Origin of the sequence: Filibacter tadaridae, from assembly GCF_900609045.1 — a bacterium.
GTDB lineage: Bacteria > Bacillota > Bacilli > Bacillales_A > Planococcaceae > Sporosarcina > Sporosarcina tadaridae.
Genome location: NZ_UXAV01000044.1, coordinates 125,225 through 141,830, shown reverse-complemented (window position 1 = coordinate 141,830; position 16,606 = coordinate 125,225). Strand labels below are relative to the sequence as shown.

The 16,606-nt window shown below is 39.7% G+C and carries 16 protein-coding genes; 10 read left to right on the top strand and 6 right to left on the bottom strand.

Annotated features, from left to right (window positions below):
- The first annotated feature begins 24 nt into the window (after positions 1-24).
- Positions 25-717 (top strand): ABC transporter ATP-binding protein, encoded by a 693-nt coding sequence (locus tag FILTAD_RS13730; RefSeq protein WP_124071542.1) that lies wholly within the window; start codon positions 25-27, stop codon positions 715-717.
- A complete protein-coding gene (locus tag FILTAD_RS13725) occupies positions 714-3,416 on the top strand; it encodes an ABC transporter permease (RefSeq protein WP_124071541.1) in 2,703 nt (900 codons plus the stop codon). Before FILTAD_RS13730 ends, FILTAD_RS13725 begins: the two co-directional genes overlap by 4 nt.
- Before the next feature lie 177 nt (positions 3,417-3,593).
- Here the strand turns inward: FILTAD_RS13725 and FILTAD_RS13720 are convergent, their stop codons facing one another.
- The gene (locus tag FILTAD_RS13720) at positions 3,594-4,250 is read right to left on the bottom strand and encodes a phosphatase PAP2 family protein (protein ID WP_124071540.1); all 657 of its coding nucleotides are present in this window, start codon (positions 4,248-4,250) and stop codon (positions 3,594-3,596) included.
- A 381-nt stretch (positions 4,251-4,631) separates the two neighbouring features.
- Positions 4,632-5,507 (bottom strand): DMT family transporter, encoded by an 876-nt coding sequence (locus FILTAD_RS13715; protein WP_282432590.1) that lies wholly within the window; start codon positions 5,505-5,507, stop codon positions 4,632-4,634.
- Positions 5,508-5,898: 391 nt separating this feature from the next.
- On the opposite strand from FILTAD_RS13715, the gene FILTAD_RS13710 reads away from it, so the two are divergent.
- The 6 genes from FILTAD_RS13710 (at position 5,899) to FILTAD_RS13685 (ending at position 9,535) form a co-directional block, all read left to right on the top strand.
- A complete protein-coding gene (locus tag FILTAD_RS13710) occupies positions 5,899-6,732 on the top strand; it encodes an alpha/beta fold hydrolase (RefSeq protein ID WP_124071539.1) in 834 nt (277 codons plus the stop codon).
- Positions 6,733-6,753: 21 nt separating this feature from the next.
- A complete protein-coding gene (locus tag FILTAD_RS13705; RefSeq protein ID WP_124071538.1) occupies positions 6,754-7,275 on the top strand; it encodes a GNAT family N-acetyltransferase in 522 nt (173 codons plus the stop codon).
- A gap of 279 nt (positions 7,276-7,554) precedes the next feature.
- Complete coding sequence (locus tag FILTAD_RS16300) at positions 7,555-7,749, top strand: YesK family protein (RefSeq protein ID WP_124071537.1); 195 nt, start codon at positions 7,555-7,557, stop codon at positions 7,747-7,749.
- 165 nt (positions 7,750-7,914) lie between these two features.
- Positions 7,915-8,427, top strand: coding sequence for a YcxB family protein (locus FILTAD_RS13695; RefSeq protein ID WP_124071536.1), 513 nt, complete (start codon positions 7,915-7,917; stop codon positions 8,425-8,427).
- A gap of 416 nt (positions 8,428-8,843) precedes the next feature.
- Positions 8,844-9,167: a nucleotidyltransferase family protein gene (locus FILTAD_RS13690; RefSeq protein ID WP_160117614.1), complete on the top strand. Its 324-nt coding sequence runs from the start codon at positions 8,844-8,846 to the stop codon at positions 9,165-9,167.
- Entirely contained in the window at positions 9,143-9,535 is a 393-nt protein-coding gene (locus tag FILTAD_RS13685; RefSeq protein ID WP_124071534.1) for an HI0074 family nucleotidyltransferase substrate-binding subunit, read from the top strand. Before FILTAD_RS13690 ends, FILTAD_RS13685 begins: the two co-directional genes overlap by 25 nt.
- Before the next feature lie 127 nt (positions 9,536-9,662).
- Here FILTAD_RS13685 and FILTAD_RS13680 read toward each other — a convergent pair whose 3' ends face one another.
- The 4 genes from FILTAD_RS13680 to FILTAD_RS13665 form a co-directional block, all read right to left on the bottom strand.
- On the bottom strand, positions 9,663-10,073 hold the full coding sequence (locus FILTAD_RS13680) for a DUF3021 domain-containing protein (RefSeq protein WP_124071533.1): 411 nt from the start codon (positions 10,071-10,073) through the stop codon (positions 9,663-9,665).
- The gene (locus FILTAD_RS13675; protein ID WP_124071532.1) at positions 10,070-10,528 is read right to left on the bottom strand and encodes a LytTR family DNA-binding domain-containing protein; all 459 of its coding nucleotides are present in this window, start codon (positions 10,526-10,528) and stop codon (positions 10,070-10,072) included. The genes FILTAD_RS13680 and FILTAD_RS13675 overlap by 4 nt, the downstream gene beginning before the upstream one ends.
- Positions 10,529-10,592: 64 nt before the next feature.
- Positions 10,593-11,336, bottom strand: a complete 744-nt coding sequence (locus tag FILTAD_RS13670) for an ABC transporter permease (protein WP_124071531.1) — start codon at positions 11,334-11,336, stop codon at positions 10,593-10,595.
- A gap of 12 nt (positions 11,337-11,348) precedes the next feature.
- Entirely contained in the window at positions 11,349-12,068 is a 720-nt protein-coding gene (locus FILTAD_RS13665) for an ABC transporter ATP-binding protein (RefSeq protein WP_124071530.1), read from the bottom strand.
- 1,172 nt (positions 12,069-13,240) lie between these two features.
- Between FILTAD_RS13665 and FILTAD_RS13660 the strand changes: the two genes are divergently transcribed.
- Both FILTAD_RS13660 and FILTAD_RS13655 read left to right on the top strand, forming a co-directional pair.
- Positions 13,241-14,704: a sodium:solute symporter family protein gene (locus tag FILTAD_RS13660; protein WP_124071529.1), complete on the top strand. Its 1,464-nt coding sequence runs from the start codon at positions 13,241-13,243 to the stop codon at positions 14,702-14,704.
- Between the two features lie 47 nt (positions 14,705-14,751).
- On the top strand, positions 14,752-16,416 hold the full coding sequence (locus FILTAD_RS13655; RefSeq protein WP_124071528.1) for an amidohydrolase: 1,665 nt from the start codon (positions 14,752-14,754) through the stop codon (positions 16,414-16,416).
- The last annotated feature ends 190 nt before the right edge of the window (positions 16,417-16,606 follow it).

Here is a 16,606-nt window from a genome sequence, read left to right as displayed (position 1 = left end):
AACACAGATGAAAAGGGGGATTCCATGGTAACCACAATTACATGTAAAGAACTAGAAAAAAGCTATCTAGGCGATGGTGTGACGACGAAGGCTGTGCAAAATATCAATCTAACGTTTGCAAAAGGTGAATTTACGGCGATTATTGGGCCTTCGGGTTCGGGAAAATCGACGTTGCTTAGCTTGCTCGGAACGCTCGATCATCCAACGGCTGGCAAGCTGCACTATGATGGAGAAGACGTGTTCAAGAGAAGTAAAAATAGAATAGCTGACTTTCGCTTTGAAGAAATCGGTTTTATTTTTCAACAGTTTCACTTGTTGCCTACGTTAACGGCGCTCGAAAATATCCTTTCGCCTTTATTTGCACGGAAAGTTGCCTATAAAAAGGAGCAGCGTGCTAAAGAAGTGCTAGAACAAGTGGGCTTACTCGATAAAATGAATTCCCTTCCTTCTCAGTTATCAGGTGGACAGCAGCAAAGAGTTGCCATTGCACGCGCGATTGTACATAAACCGAGTTGGCTGCTGGCGGATGAGCCGACGGGAAATTTAGACACTGAAACAGGGCAGCTAATTTTTGAACTGTTGCAAAGTCTCAACAAACAAGAGGGATGCGGAATTTTGTTTGTGACGCATGATCCGTTGCTTGCCGCCAAAGCAGACAGGGTGATTACGATGAAAGACGGACTCGTTATCTCGGATGAACGAGGGGAAACAATATGATTCGCTTTATTTGGCAGAATTGGTGGCGGAGGAAAGAAAGACTGATTTTGCTCATTGTCGGTGCGCTGATTATTAGTATCGGATTGACGTATTTAGTCGGTATTTCCGATGCCAATAAAGGAACAATTGTAGATGAATTACAACAAAGATGGTCTTCCTCCTATGATATTGTTGTGCGCCCTGCGGGTAGTCGAAGTGTGACAGAAGAGAAGGGACTACTAGACCCCAATTATTTAAGTGGGTTGGACGGTGGCATTAGTCGAGCACAATATGAACAAATCAAAACAATCCGAGATGTCGAAGTAGCAGCCCCCATCGCGATGATAAGTCCTGTTCTTTATACGACTAAGCTTACTCAATTAGACTTACCAGAAGGAATCTATCGGATGACGACCGAGGAAGTTTCAAATGATGGAATTAGTAAAGAAAGCACAGCCGCAAGCCATTACTTTGCCGTTGGGAATTATGATATGATAGTCAAAAAATTCCAAGAGCAAGGACCTGACTATTTCCTGAGAACTCCTTTTGGATACCCAGATCATCACTTAATCACCTCTAGAGAAATGTTACTGGCTGGTATAGATCCAGAACAGGAAGCCAAGCTGGTAGGGCTCGATCAGGCGATTGTTGATAATGGACCCGGTCGATATTTCACCGGTGAAGATGTGAGTATGAATGAGGTTTTAGATGAAGAAACAGATCTAAATATGTCACATATCCCTGTCATCATTAACAATCAATCATTTACCGACATAGCCATCAACTATACAATTGAACGATTGGACCTTCCTTTTGATGGAGAAGTAGCTAGTGAAACCTTGAAGATGTTAGAAGACAATGGTGGGCAGACCTATTTGGATACACTCGAAGCGGTGGATCAGCAAAACTATACTTATACAGATCAAGAAATCTATTCTCGAATGGTGAATAGTATTTCCGGTAGTGATACGGGAACAGGAGAACCTTTTTTGGAGGATTACCTGTATGATCGTTTTGCACATCTTTCTTCCCGTCCAAGTCCGTTACAATATGAGGATGTGTTGAGTCCTTTTTCTGAAAGATGGCCTTATGCCTATGAATTACAAACCTTTGAAATCCCAGATTTTCCGCAAGATAAAAGTTTTCGTGTATATAATTCGTATGGTTTTAGTAATGGTGGTGGGTATCCACGTGTCCAACCCGAGTGGATTGGCTTTTATGATGCGAATCAATTAGCGATTTCAAAGGATCCGACCAATGAATTACCGATGGAAACGTATAGACCGGCATCGGCTGAATTGGTCGTGGATGCAAGTGATAATCCGATTAATCCACCTAAAGTGTTAAAGCCTGCGGGTTTTGCGATGGATTTTTTATCGACGCCACCGAGTATGTTGACAACGATTGAGGCAGCGGAACGTATTATGGGGGATAAGCCGATATCTGCCATTCGCATAAGAGTTGCGGGCGTTGCTGATTTGTCGGATGACAGCCAACAAATTGTGGAAAAGGTTGCCCGGGAGATTGAAGAGCAAACAGGTTTACTGACCGATATTACACTAGGTTCTTCCCCCCAACCAACGCTTGTCCATGTCCCAGCTATCAATGATACAGAAGAATTGGGCTGGTTTCAGCAACCGTGGGTAAGCATTGGCTCATCCATTACGCTATTTAGAGAAGCAAAAATTGGTTTTTCTGGCTTGATTATTAGCACGATGGCTGTTGCCGTGATTTACGTGTGGGCATCGAGTCTTGTATCTTTATTAGCGAGAAGAAAGGAGTTTGCGGTGTTGTTAGCTGTTGGCTGGCGTCCTACCCAATTGAGTAAATTGTTATTCATGGAGTCTGCCATACTTGGAGCTTTTGTAGCGCTTATTTCATGGATGATGTTAGGGTTTGTCTCGATAACGGAAGGGGCGACTGTTTTACCGATACGATTTTTATTGACCGGGTTATTTGGATTTGTCGTCTATGTACTTGGAGCGGTCATCCCCGGATTGCTAGTGCGTCAGATTTCGCCGTATGAAGCCATGCAAACAGGTGAGATTTCCAAAGCGAGTGGACGCATGGTGCGAACGAGAGGGTTATTGTCGATGGCGTTTAATCATTTCACTGGAAAGTGGAAAAGGAGCTTGCTATCAATTGTTGCCATTGCTTTACCAACGAGTTTACTGGCCTTATTTCTCTACGTTACCGTTCGTCTACAAGGAATTATGTATACCACGTGGCTCGGACAGTATGTAGCATTGGAAGTTGGACCTGTTCATTATACAGCGATGGCTGTCGCCTTAAACATAGCCATTTTAACAACGGCCGAAATTATGTGGCAAAATATTGCTGAACGACAAGGGGAGATCGCACTCTTAAAGGCCGTTGGGTGGAAAGACCGCCATGTACGTTTGCTTATTTTAATAGAAGGCATGTTCAGCGGGCTATTTGCTGCAATTATTGGGCTTGCGTTAGCGTTCGGAATCATGTGGGGATTGTATCGCCAAATGCCAGTAGAAGAACTAGGATTTATCCTCGCTACGGGTTTCATTCCAATCATTATCGGCATTATAGGGACCATTTTACCGGCAGAACGTGCGGTTAGAATGTCTCCTGTACGCGGAGTAGGCGGTAATTATTCGAATCGTAAAGTGGTAGAGAAACGTCTGAAGTGGATGATTATCGTGATCTTCCTAGTAGTAGTAGGGGTACTTGTCTATACGCTTTTATGACGATGTTATAGGGGAATGAACGGCTTTATCTTCGGATGGGGTCGTTTTTACCGTTTGTACGGTGTCTGTCATTCATGCAAAGGTGAACCTTTAAGTAGTTAGAAAACGTGGGTGACCGGTACTGTTGACAACACGATCCACCTACATTTCCAGGATAAAAGACAGCTTAAGCATGCGCTATATTCTGTTTGTTCGCTCGTAAACCTTTTCCTTAATGAATTGATAACACCAAATTGCGATAAACAGCCAAAAAGTTCCCGCAAAATAGCCTGCAATTACATCACTAGGATAATGAACGCCTAAATAAATACGGCTAATTCCAATCATTAGAATCATAATTGTACTAAAAATGACTAAGAACGTGCGGCCCCAATAAGTGGGAATGTGACGCCATAGAAGGAATGAAAGTATGCCATAGAAAGTTATGGCATTTGTCGCATGTCCACTTGGAAAACTGTATCCTCCAATTTCAATAAGACGATGTAAATCCGGACGAGCCCTATGAAATAGTTGTTTTAACGTTCGAAAAACATAGTGAGAACCAATTAAAACTACAATAAATAATATGAGATCCGATCGATGTTTTAATAAGAAGAAAAGGCAAATCACTGTAATCAGTCCTAATACTTTAATTGACGAACCCGACCCTATAAAAGAGAAAAAATTCATTGTTGTTGTCAAAGGTTCAGACTCTAAGCCTTGAATAAAAGAGATGATCACCTTGTCGAATTGAACAATTTGGTTTCCACTGACCAGGAAAGCAAGTAGACCAAATCCGATGAAGGTTATTAGAAGGACGGGAATCACAAGTGAAGTTTTTAATTTTGATTGCACTTACAAAACATCTCGCTTTTCTACAATATATTTCATTGGCATTTGGCTAATAAGGGTTATCGTAAAAGTTCCTAGTCGTCATCAGTCATCTATTTCTAGTTGGCTGTTTCAATGGATTAAATACCTCGGAGCTAAATGAAAAAAATGAGTGGTGACGAATACTTAAAGTTTTATGAAATACCTTCTGTTGAAGTTACGATTGATGCTTGCTATATGAAGTTAATTTGCCCTATGACTTGCTATTTAAAACAGAGGGAGTTAAATCGCTAGGCGTTACTGATATTGGTGGGTAAGGTCTAAATCCATAGGCACGGTTCATGTAATTGTAGTGTATTTTCCGAATAAATCCGTACGCGGGTACCTAATCGTGAGGACCTTTTTTTAAAACTGATTGAGTTTCACTTTATCAGGCCAGTTCACAAGGAAGATTCCCACAAATATCATGGCTCCTCCTATAAGAAGTGACAATCCAATTTTTTCATCGAGCAACAACCAGCCGGAAATGACGCCAAAGAATGGTGCGAGAAACAGGAACGCACTCACTTTCCCGGGATGCCCTTTCTGCAACAGAAAAAACCAGATGGAAAATTGGATGATGGAAGCCGGGATGGCAAGCCATAAAATAATGAATACTGATGTCGGGTTGATAACCAGCCGTGCATTCTCCAACAGTGCACTTCCCAATAGTAAAAGCAATCCCCCAAATAACATTTGATAAGCTGTCAATACCCAGGTATCAAATTGTTGTCCCCACTTTTTTATCAATAGCGTGGCAATAGCCCAAGATATTGCACTGGCGAATCCTAAAAGAGTGCCAATTTCCAATTGTAGCTGACCGCCAATAGTAACAAATACCCCTATAAATCCAAGAAAAACTCCTCCCCACTGAATTAAACGGTAGTTGATACCCATTGTGAGGGTGCCGAAAATGACGACAAGTAGAGGATTCATAAATGTTAAAATAGCTGATTCTCCAGCGGATATCGTGCGCAAACTTAAAAAGATGGAACCCATTACCCCGGCCGTCTGGAAGAACCCTATCAATAAAATGCGAGCCCAATCTGATACCCTATTAGGATGTGATCTTTTAAATAACAAGACAAAAGTCATCATCAAAATGCCAGCAAGGGTAAAACGCAAACCAACTAACAGCAGCGGTGAAATATATGATAAACCGAACTTACCGACGGCAAAGGAAGATCCCATCAGACTCGTCGTAATAATGACTAAAAGAGCAAAAGTGAATTTACTATTCAATACATCATTCTCCTCATTAATTCGCGATAGTTGAAAAACTTCAACAAATGAAATGTTCCTATCTTAGTTGTATATTGTCTTCGAGGATCTGTTTTTGGCAATCTCAGTTTAGTTCTTTCTATGTGATAAGTTTCAGTGTTCGGTAGCCTTACTACCCAATTTCCTCAACTTACTGCTTTCTCCTTAGAACGTTGCTCTTATTACCTAAATATGATTAGGATGCGTCTAGCGGATGGCAGAATACTCGAAAGCAGAAGTTATATGTATTCTACCAAACCTTGTTAATCGTTTATACAGTTTCTTTAGTATGTTCAAAAAGGTATACTTTGATTATGCAGGTATCCGTACGGGAAATGTTTTTATTTTGCAAAAATAACTGGGGGACAAATGCATGTGGCAGAAAAAATTGATTGACACAAGTAGAGGGAAATTCGAACTGTTTGAAAAGGGTAAAGGGGAGCCGCTGTGCGTCACACATTTGTATAGTGCTTATGATGATCGTGGAAATACATTTGCAAATCCTTTTACAGAAGCTCATCACGTATATTTAATTAACTTGCGCGGTTGTGGGAATTCTGTTGGGGCTGAAGAAGAATCTCAATATAGTATGACCGAATCCGTAAAAGACTTGGAAGCCGTTCGTCTAGCGCTTGGCATTGAGAAGTGGGGTTTTGCGGGGCATTCTACAGGCGGCATGCTAGCACTTGCATATGCTATACAAGCGCCAGCTTCACTTGCGAAAATCGTTGCGGGAGGGGCAGCTGCAGGCACAGAATATGGTGCTGATCCCGACAGTATTTATTGTCCGGAGAATGCCAATTTCAATCGTATTATTGATATTATGGATCGGCTGAATGATGCATCGACACCTTTGAAGACACGTCGTCAATTGGGGCGCGAATGGGCTTTGATGTCCTATTATTCTGAAGAACAACTGGAAAAAGCTTTGGAAATTCCGAACAGCGGAAAAACAGTGGGCGACCGTTTGGACTACTTCAGAAAAATTGAGTGCAAAACATATGACTTAAGAGAAGCTTTAACACATGTTACCGTTCCAAGCTTTATTTACGCAGGTAAACATGATGCACAGTGTCCCTACAAATTTGGTGTTGAGATTGCGGATTTAATACCCAACGCGACTCTGACAACTTTTGAAATGAGCAATCATAATCCTTTTGTTGAAGAAGAAGAAAAATTTAAAGTCTTTGTCGAGTCGACTTTGTAAAATAGGAGGTGGTAGATTGCTATGGACATCTATCTCGAAAAATTGCATAGTGCAGATGCTGAAGAATTGTTTACCTTTGAACGTAACAACAGAACTTTTTTTGAAGAAATGGTACCTACTAGAGGAGATGAATACTATAACTTTGAAACTTTTCAACGAAGACATGAATCCTTACTTAATGAACAAGCCAAAGGAAGTTCCCGTTTCTATTTAATTAAGGATAAGAATTCCTTAATTCTCGGTAGAATGAATTTAGTAGATATTGATGAAATTCATGGTATTGGTCATCTTGGTTACCGAGTGGGGCAAATACATACTGGAAAAGGAATTGCAAATAGAGCATTGAATCTATTAGTAGTAAAAGTTAAAGACGAAGGAAGAATTAAACAAATTAAAGCAAAAACAACAAGCAATAACATTGCATCCCAAAGGGTCTTATTGAAAAATGATTTTGAACATGTAGGCACATCTGATGAAGTGTTTTCCATATGCAACAGGGAATTACAATTTTTATATTATAATTGGACCGGAATGTCCAATTAAGGTAACTGTACAGGTGATTTTGACGATTCTTATAAAGGGGGAATTAACATGGGGCTGGAGTATGTCATTTGGATTGGCAGTATCGCTTTGTGTATTTTCGGATGGGCTTATTTTAGATCCTTTTATGTGAAACGTAAAGCGAAACTTCAATCAGTGGGGGGGTTCCTCATCCCCCACTGATTGTTAGTTGAGCCATTCGGGCTTTTACGGGCAGTTGATCCCCCACTTATTCTTCTTGTTTTCTCGACTACTTGAAGTTGGGGGTCTTACTGCCCGTTAATGCGGGATAAACGATATTTTGTTCCGTATCTTATCTTTCAACTCGGCATTACGCTTTTGGTTATTAGTATTTTCTTCATTGGTCGTTGGGCTGGAATGGCATACGGATTTGTTTCCTTAGTGATCATGGGATTGGGGATAATCACTGGATTACTTATTTTCACTTATTCCTTCGTACGAAGAAAATACCTGTAGCCAGCCTGCCATACAAAATTAAGTCTAGAAAACATAAAAGGGTATAATAAAATGAAGCCAAGGATGCGATGGGATGAAATGAAAAGTATTTTTTTAAAAAAATAACTGTTTAAGATAGAAGGCGTAACATCAATATCAAAGATGAATTGTAAAGGGGTGATTGAAATGGAAGTATACTATAATTTAACGGAAGAAGATTATATAAATTTTAATTTGTACCACGTCAAAAATTCGAAGACGGGGAATCGGGCTTTGAAATTGCAAAGGTTTTTATCGCCCCTATTTTTTATCGTCATTGCCTATATCTACTCCATAATGAGTGGTATTCCTTTTCTTCCGCTGTTTATCACTTTTTTAGTCATGAGCATTCTATGGATTCTTTTTTATCCGAAGTATTTTTACAGCCTTATTGCCCGTAATACGAAGAAAATGATAAAAGAAGGGAAGAATGACGGGTTATTGGGCAATCATCACCTGAAAATAACGGAAGAAGGATTAGTCGATACGTCTTCGCATAAAGAAACAAAAGTGTCTTGGTCTGGGATAACCAGATTCAAAGAAGACGACAGCTATTTCTATTTATACAATAGCTCGGTGAGTGCCTATATTTTGCCAAAGCGCGAAATTGATCATGTGGATGGGCTCAGAATGTATATACAAACTAAGTTAGTTCAGTAAGAAAGTCATTCCTTGAATACTCATGCAACTGTAGTGTATCTACTGAACACTTTCATACACAAAGTATTAAAATATTTGATTGACTAGCCTAAGTCTTTACTGACTACGTTGTTTGTGTTGCATAGTTATACGGATACATGCAACACTAGTAGGAACCCGTGAACGATAGCCACTAGAGTTTGTAGAATCCAATATGAACAATAAGTTCAATACTGTTATATTTGCGTTTCTCCGAAAAAAAAAGAGGATGTGCTTCCCAAAAAAAGAAGACTCAACTTCACTTTTTTTCAATTGCTTATTAGGGTCGTTTCTTTTCGGTGCTAGGTATATAGTGCAATGGATTTCTGACTTTTAACTGCGTTCTGACTGTTCTAAAGGAATGCTATGATATGATAAATGAAAGGGGAGGGAAAAGAATGACTACTCATACAGAGTTACGTGAGCAGATTTTGAGCGAGTTAAGAAGTATTATAAATACAACGCTTTCCGATTTAGATGTAAAAGTATACTTATTCGGTTCATGGGCACGAAATGAGGAGAAACAAAGCTCAGATATCGATATTGCAGTGGAATCCTGTAGTCAACTTCCCCCTTCGAAGTGGCTTGAGTTACATGAAAATATTGAGGAGTCAATCATTCCATACAATGTAGATATAGTGAATTTAGAAAATGCAAGCTCTGCCTTAATTCAAAATGTGAAAAGGGAGGGAGTAATATGGATAGACTCCAAGAACGAATAACATCTGCAAAAAAAGCATTAGCATCCTTGCAGCAACTTGTTGTTATTGACCAACCAAACGATGTGGAACGAGATGCATCAATTCAACGGTTTGAATTTACATTTGAGGCATGCTGGAAAGCTGCTAAACAGTATTTGTATGAGATAGAAGGAATAGATATTGGTTCACCAAAAGGCGTCATTAGAAGTTGCCGAGAAACAAATATATTTGAGGATAATGAAACCATTCTTGCACTGCAAATGGTAAACGACAGGAATCTAACTGTACACACATATAACGAAGAAGTAGCGATTAAAATACATTCGAATATAAAGTCGTATTTTCCGCTATTGTCGAGCTGGATTCTACGAATGGAAAAAAGAATATAGCCCGTTAAAGCGTATTGGGGAGCCAATACGCTTTTTTAATAAACTTCTATTTTAGTGGAGGGTACCAGGAAGGAAACTATCGTGAAAGTTTAAACAATCATGATTGTTTATTATGCAGGGACACATTTCAAAGCCCTTGAAGTTCTGCATTCAACCTCTCCGCCTGCTTTTTGAAATAAAAGTAGAAAGAAGTCCAAAACACAGAATAGGAAACAATGAATAATCCTAATGTAAGTAAAAAACTTTTCACTGTAAACGGAACCCATCCGATTCCGAACGCTAAAATGAAATAAAGGATCACCACTGTAAAGAAGTGCAACGCGGTCTGTTGGGATAACCGCAAATTCACATTTTCAAAAAAGAGTGGTGTGACTGTGAAAAACCAGCCGCAGAAGATGGATCCGAGGGAGTTTTTCAGGAATAGCTGTCCGTCCAGCATTTCTCTACCGCTAAATAGTACGACGGAATTTGTCAGGATTACGGCGATAAATGCACCAAAGAAAATACCGATGAAACTTCTATATAATAAGGTTTTCATTCACTTTTCCTCCTGTTCATTTTCAAAGATTCCTTAATCGAATTGACGTATGTGCGGGAGACATATTCCTTTGCGCCCGATTTGAAATACACACAAAGTGTCCCGTTAAATGATGCTTCAAAGCGACTCATTTCATGCAGATTAGCGATTACGGATTTGGAAAGCCGGATGAATTTATTCGAGGGAAGAATTCCCTCAAGTTCGTATAACTTCTCTTTTAGCTTAAATGAACCGGAAGCAGTCACGGCGACAACGCCATCTTTTTCTGTATGAAAGTAGTGGATATCCACCGGCTTTAAAATATGTTGCATATCGTCGTCTTTTCCGACAAGGAACTCTGTATCCTGTCCTTTGATGAAATCAAGGATTCCTTGTACAGAATCGTCCAATTCCGGGCTTTCAATCGTCACCTTTGTTTCTAGGTAATCATCATCAATGGTTAGCGATACTTTCACTTCAAGACACCCCTCTCGACAATAAGTTTAAACGTTTAGGCTAACATTGTCTGCAAGTAGTTTATTAAATGCGTCTTTTATTTGAAAAATGAAGAATGAGGAATGCTGCAATCACTAAACAAGAAATATAACCAATGGAAATGAATATGCTCTTATCAAATACAAGCTGGTCGTTCCAAACGAAAATGAACAAATTGTTCATATGAAAAAGTGGATTGAAGTTGGCAATGACTTGTATGAATTTCGGCATCATACTAATAGGGAATGCAAAACCGCCTGTAAAGATAACGACTTGAAAAATGACAATAGAGAACACCAATGCACTTTTCATCTCATTGAAAAATGAGTAGATAGCAGAAGCGATGACAAGCAGGACTGCATTAAGCAGGATGAAAAAACCATAGGAAATCATAAAGTTCAGTACATGAAACTGCAAATCATACATAACCATGCCAATCGCATAAACGAACATGTAACCGAAACTTGTTATGATGACTGAGCGGATAATACTTGAAAGCAGTAGTGTGTTTTTGGAAACAGGTGAAAGTTTGATCCTCTTCTCGACACCCGTAGTACGATGTGTCACTTGGTCGAATCCAAACGCGAAAAATACAGTGGTGAATGTGATAAGTAAAATATACGAAGGCGTATACGTTTGTGCATAACTTAAATTACCCGCGTAAGTCTGATCCCCGAACAATTGCCCCATGAAAATGTACGTCACTGGTGGTACGATAATCGTGAAAACTAGGTAAAACAATTCCCTTGAAAACATAAGTAAGTCGTATTTTAACTGTGTTGCTAACATATTTTCTCCCCCTTAAATGGATACTTTCTCAAGATAAAATGCATTGATGGATGTATAGCCAGATGCCAAAATGCCTTCCGTTGAATCGAAGATTTCATTCACACCATTATTTATAAGCAGCACTTTGTCGCAGTACAGTTCAATTTCATCCATATTATGTGTCGTCAGAATGACAGTACCGCCTGTTTTTTCATTGTAATCCGTAATGTACGTCCAAAGTATATTGCGCATATGCGGATCGAGGCCAGTTGTCGGTTCGTCTAGGATAAGAAGTTTCGGTTGTGATAAAAAGGCGATCGCCAAACTTACGATTTGCTTCCAACCACCAGAAAGTTTATCGAAGTATTTTTTGCGATATGGTTGCAATTTGAAATCGGTGATGATTGTTTTGATGTCTATTGGTGATTTGTAATAGGCTTTAAATAATCGAAGTAACTCTTCTACCTTTAGTGTCTGATAAAATTGTGTAGGTTGCAGGACGACGGAAATTTGTCTCCGGATTTTCTCCAACCGATTCATAGGGAGCGAGTTAAGATCTTCATCGAAAACGAAAACAGTCCCTGTATCGTATTGCTTTATCGTCATAAGTATTTCAAGAAACGTTGATTTTCCTGCGCCATTTTTCCCGATGACCCCAATTATTTCTCCTTCCTGTGCTTGAAAATCTATTCCTTTTAAAACAGCGTTTGTTCCGTAAGCTTTTGTAAGGTTGTTAACGTCGATAATGTTCATTGCAATCCCTCCGTCTGAAAGTTCTTTGTATCCAAAGTGTACGTCGGATGGACCTTGCTGTCTTCGCCATTCCAGTGACTGGCGACAATCTGGAGGTGACTTGCAGAAAATGAAGGTTGAAGTACATTCAATTTTTGCATTTTTCCACGGAAATTAGGTCTGCTAAATTGGATTCAGTAGAAGGGGTGTAATGAAATGGATATAAAACGCAAAAAGTTCTCCATATATAAGGGGGGTATTAAGATGAAGTTAGGTTAATTCTTACATTGTTCAGAAGGGAAGGTGAAAATGAATCTGTCGCGGGCACTGGCTGCATTTAAAAAGGAATTGGAGAAAAGAGGATTTACCGCATGGGTTCACGTTTACCTTGAATAAAGTGGCACCTAGGAAATTCGTAAGCGAGGAAGGCATTGAATATTCAACGAGAACTTATGTGGAGTAGGGTAGAACAGGGTGTGTCCGAAAAGTTGAAAGGCACCAGAAAGCTCCTTTCCGCGGGCGTTGCTTTTACACAGCAGTGTGGCCTGTTCTGGAGATATTCTATAGATCTACCTAACATCAGAAAAAAAGAAATAAGCGAGGGGAAACAGTGCATTTTCCTTCGCCCTTAGCTTTCGTATAAAATTTTCCGCATCAAGAATGCCCGACCCACATTGTATATTTATGTAATTGTATTGCGCTTCCCGAATACTATCTTAACACAGGCACCCAAATCTGAGTCATTGGAAGAAGCGCTTATATAAGGTCATTTTGCTGAAAAGCCTATGGAACCTAATCTTAAGTGTAGGTTTTGTCATTTTTCCGTAATGAAAGGAACATTCATTGAGACTTATAATAAAGGTGATTAACCTTTTTGATTGTTATAAATACTCAAAATACCATAGACTACTACCTAGCAAACTGATTTAATAAAAAGTATGAAATGGAGATCTATCACTTTTGAATTAGCAATTCTTACGATTAATAGGTGATGTTTAATGAAACACCATATAAAGTTAAAAAGTGTAAAAACTCTTCTGGGAAAGGGGGATTTGAGAGCACCATTTAATAAGGCATTTCATATAGGAAGATGATGTCGTTTCGTTATCTTTTTTTCAACTGGACAACTGCTATCAATCATCATTAATAGATGAAGGTTAGTATATTTCCACAAAGAGATGGGAGTGCGAATTATGGTCTGGTACATTGTTTGGTTAGTAGTATTTATATTCTCATTATTGGGAGTCGGACTGTACTACTCACAAAAAATAAAGACAGCCGACGACTTCGTAATGGCGAATTTTTCCTTAGGGTTTTTCCCCATTTGCGGAAGTATTATTGCAACTGCATTAGGGGCTGCTGCCGTAATTGGCGCCTCGGGTAAAGGTTTTACAATGGGTATGTCATGGGTTATTGCAACTTCTCCGGTAATTGTTTTTTCTGTATTGTTAACTTTAGTCTTAGGTGCAACGATACGTAAACTTAAATTATATACGATTCCCCACCTGTTTGTACGTCGGTTCGGTAAAGCTGCAGGTCTCATACCCGCCCTGGTTATCGGCATCCTTTATATGACTCCGACATTTGGTATGCAGATTGTTGCAATGGGTTCGGTTCTAACTACAATTATTGATATATCCTTTATTTGGGCAATGCTGCTCGGATTTATTGTATGTGTAGCATTCACCTTGATGGGTGGATTGTCAAGTGTTGCTTGGACCGATGCTGTACAAGCAGTTTTAATTCTTGTGGGGCTTGTAATTATGTTTATCGTAGGACTCAATTATGTTGGCGGAATGGATGTAGTCATAGACAATACACCGAAAGATTTACTTAACTTTTTTGGAATAGGTTCGACAGAAATGATTAACTATATGATAATTTTCGGACCTTTTTATTTGGTCTGGCAAACCACGTGGCAAAGAATCGCTGCAGCGAAGACTGAAAAGATTGCCGTGAGGGCAGTTACTACTGGATATATTATTACAGGTTTGGTTGGTTTTTTCGCGGTTGGTATTGGGATTATTGCACGCCAAGTATTACCGATGGGGACGGATCCCGATCTAGTTTATACTGAATTTTTGACAGCGGTATTTCATCCTGCTATTGGTGGGTTGTTTATGGTTTCACTTTTTGCGGCTGTATTAACAGGAGCCACATCATTTTTGCTGAGTGGAGCGACTAATATTTCAAAGGACATCTATCAGGGGTGGATAGCACCGAACGCAAGTGACAAGCAAGTATTAAATGTCTCGCGACTGTCAGTTGCCGGCATGGCATTATTAGGGTTAGGAGTAGCTTTGCTTATAAAAGACATCATTGTCATATACACTTATGCACTGTCACTTTCAGCGGTAACCATGGTAATGCCGGTGATGGCCGCAATGTTCTGGAAAAGGGCTACTAAATTAGGCGTTATTGTAAGTATCATAGGGTCGTTGATTGCCGCTTTGGTTTGGAACTTTGTAGGAAATCCATTCGGTCTACATGAGATTATACCAGGTCTTGCTGTATCTTTCATTCTACTTGTAATAGTGAGCTTATTTACAGAACATTCACCAGATGAAGAGGTTATAAATTATTATTATGCCATGAAAAAGGTTAAAGATCCTGCTCAAATTCTAACGGAGGGCCAAATAGATAAAACGGATGAATAGACTTAAATACGCTGTTGTAAAATCAATCGATGAAAAGGGGTTTTGTTATGATTAAGGTTGACCTGTTACTGAAAAATGCTAATGTATTGACATTGGATAGTAAAAACAGTCGTGGGGGTTCTGTAGCTGTTTCAAATGGCAAGATAACAGGTATCTGGAAAACACCTGAACCACCAAAGGATGTCATTTCTGTTACAGAACAAACAAATGTAGTCGATTTGCAAGGTGCTACATTGTTACCAGGATTTATTGATACACACAATCATATATTAATGTATGCCCAAATGCGTAATCAAGTAAATTGTAGCACACCTCCAAATCAAACAATCGTAGACATCATAGAGTCTATCGGTTTAAAAGCAAAAGAAGTCCCGGATGGGGAGTGGGTACAGGGGTATGGATACGACGACACCCTATTGTACGAAAAACGCCATCCGACACGGAGTGATCTAGATCAGGTATCACCCAACAATCCCGTTGTTATTAGACACATCTCGGGGCATTTGTTAACAGTCAACTCCCTTGCATTACGTTATGCTGGGCTTGATGATGATGTTTCTGACCCTCAAGGCGGGCATTTTGGTAGAGATAACAAGGGGCATCTTAACGGCGTTATATATGAACCAGCCGCTATGCGATCGGTACTCGATCAACTCCCCAAGCAAACAGTAGGGGAAATGATTCAAGCATTAGGCGAAGCAGCTAAAGAATATGTAGCACAAGGTATTACTACCAACACAGATGCTGCGGTAGGTATGTTTTCGGGTCCAGAAGAATTGGAAGTCCATCTCAAAGCAGCCGAGAAAAAAATAAACCCAATGCGTACGCAGTTAATGATTATGCATCATCTATTGCGGAATGGCGAGATTTTCAGTGGATATTCCCCCGCTATGTTAGACAAGGAAATAAGGGAACGATCGAATGGACTTGCTAAACTGGATAGCGCCAAGATGTTCCAGGATGGATCCATTCAAGGTTTAACTGGAGCTTTAAGGGAACCATATTATAATAACTCAGACGTTTATGGAGGTTTAATTCACGAACAGGAATCATTTCAAAATGAGGTTTTGGATTTGCATAAACGAGGGTTTCGCATAACGACCCATGGAAATGGTGATCGCGCCATAGGATCCATACTGGATGCATACAACTATGCCTTGGAAAAAAGTCCGCGTATTAATCATCGACATCGAATTGAACATGTTCAAACCGCTATTCCAGAGGACTTGACAAGAATGGAGAAACTAGGTGTGGCCGGCTCCTTTTTTATTAATCATGTTTACTATTGGGGAGACAGACATGAACGCATATTTTTGGGGCCGGAACGGGCTAGACGCATTAGTCCGCTAGCTGAAGCTGTTCAACACAATTTATTGTTTACCTTACATTCCGACTGTCCTGTTACACCGATTTCACCATTATTTTCTGTGTGGGCTGCTGTTAATCGCATAACAAGAGAAGGTCGTATTCTGGGTGCTGAGCAGTGTATTGACGTGGAAACCGCTCTTAAATCTATGACAATTTACGGAGCAAAACTAAATTTTGATGAAGATTGCTCAGGAAGTATCGAGGTGGGAAAACAAGCAGATTTCACAGTGCTAGAAACAGACCCTACAACGGTTAACCCAATGGAAATTAAGGATATATCGATAAATGCTACATTTATTAATGGTAAGCCTGTGTATGGACAACAAACACTTGTGACGTCTTAGCCTTTTATCCTGGCCCTTACTATATTCTCATTTTTTAGCACTTTGTTTGAATAATGTGTTGAAGTTATCAAGGCTGTTAGAGTTAGTGCGGGAATTATTGCTACTAATCTAGCAGCTTGTTTTAGGTTCCTATCAGAGAGACCAAGCCAAGGTCGTACTATATAACGGGTGGGATTCCCATTGAGAAAGT

Excerpts from the sequence above, each read along its gene's own strand:
- FILTAD_RS13730 (WP_124071542.1), top strand. The coding sequence starts at position 25 with ATGGTAACCACAATTACATGTAAAGAACTAGAAAAAAGCTATCTAGGC.
- FILTAD_RS13725 (WP_124071541.1), top strand. The coding sequence starts at position 714 with ATGATTCGCTTTATTTGGCAGAATTGGTGGCGGAGGAAAGAAAGACTG.
- FILTAD_RS13710 (WP_124071539.1), top strand. The coding sequence starts at position 5,899 with ATGTGGCAGAAAAAATTGATTGACACAAGTAGAGGGAAATTCGAACTG.
- FILTAD_RS13705 (WP_124071538.1), top strand. The coding sequence starts at position 6,754 with ATGGACATCTATCTCGAAAAATTGCATAGTGCAGATGCTGAAGAATTG.
- FILTAD_RS16300 (WP_124071537.1), top strand. The coding sequence starts at position 7,555 with ATGCGGGATAAACGATATTTTGTTCCGTATCTTATCTTTCAACTCGGC.
- FILTAD_RS13695 (WP_124071536.1), top strand. The coding sequence starts at position 7,915 with ATGGAAGTATACTATAATTTAACGGAAGAAGATTATATAAATTTTAAT.
- FILTAD_RS13690 (WP_160117614.1), top strand. The coding sequence starts at position 8,844 with ATGACTACTCATACAGAGTTACGTGAGCAGATTTTGAGCGAGTTAAGA.
- FILTAD_RS13685 (WP_124071534.1), top strand. The coding sequence starts at position 9,143 with ATGGATAGACTCCAAGAACGAATAACATCTGCAAAAAAAGCATTAGCA.
- FILTAD_RS13680 (WP_124071533.1), bottom strand. The coding sequence starts at position 10,073 with ATGAAAACCTTATTATATAGAAGTTTCATCGGTATTTTCTTTGGTGCA.
- FILTAD_RS13670 (WP_124071531.1), bottom strand. The coding sequence starts at position 11,336 with ATGTTAGCAACACAGTTAAAATACGACTTACTTATGTTTTCAAGGGAA.
- FILTAD_RS13665 (WP_124071530.1), bottom strand. The coding sequence starts at position 12,068 with ATGAACATTATCGACGTTAACAACCTTACAAAAGCTTACGGAACAAAC.
- FILTAD_RS13660 (WP_124071529.1), top strand. The coding sequence starts at position 13,241 with ATGGTCTGGTACATTGTTTGGTTAGTAGTATTTATATTCTCATTATTG.
- FILTAD_RS13655 (WP_124071528.1), top strand. The coding sequence starts at position 14,752 with ATGATTAAGGTTGACCTGTTACTGAAAAATGCTAATGTATTGACATTG.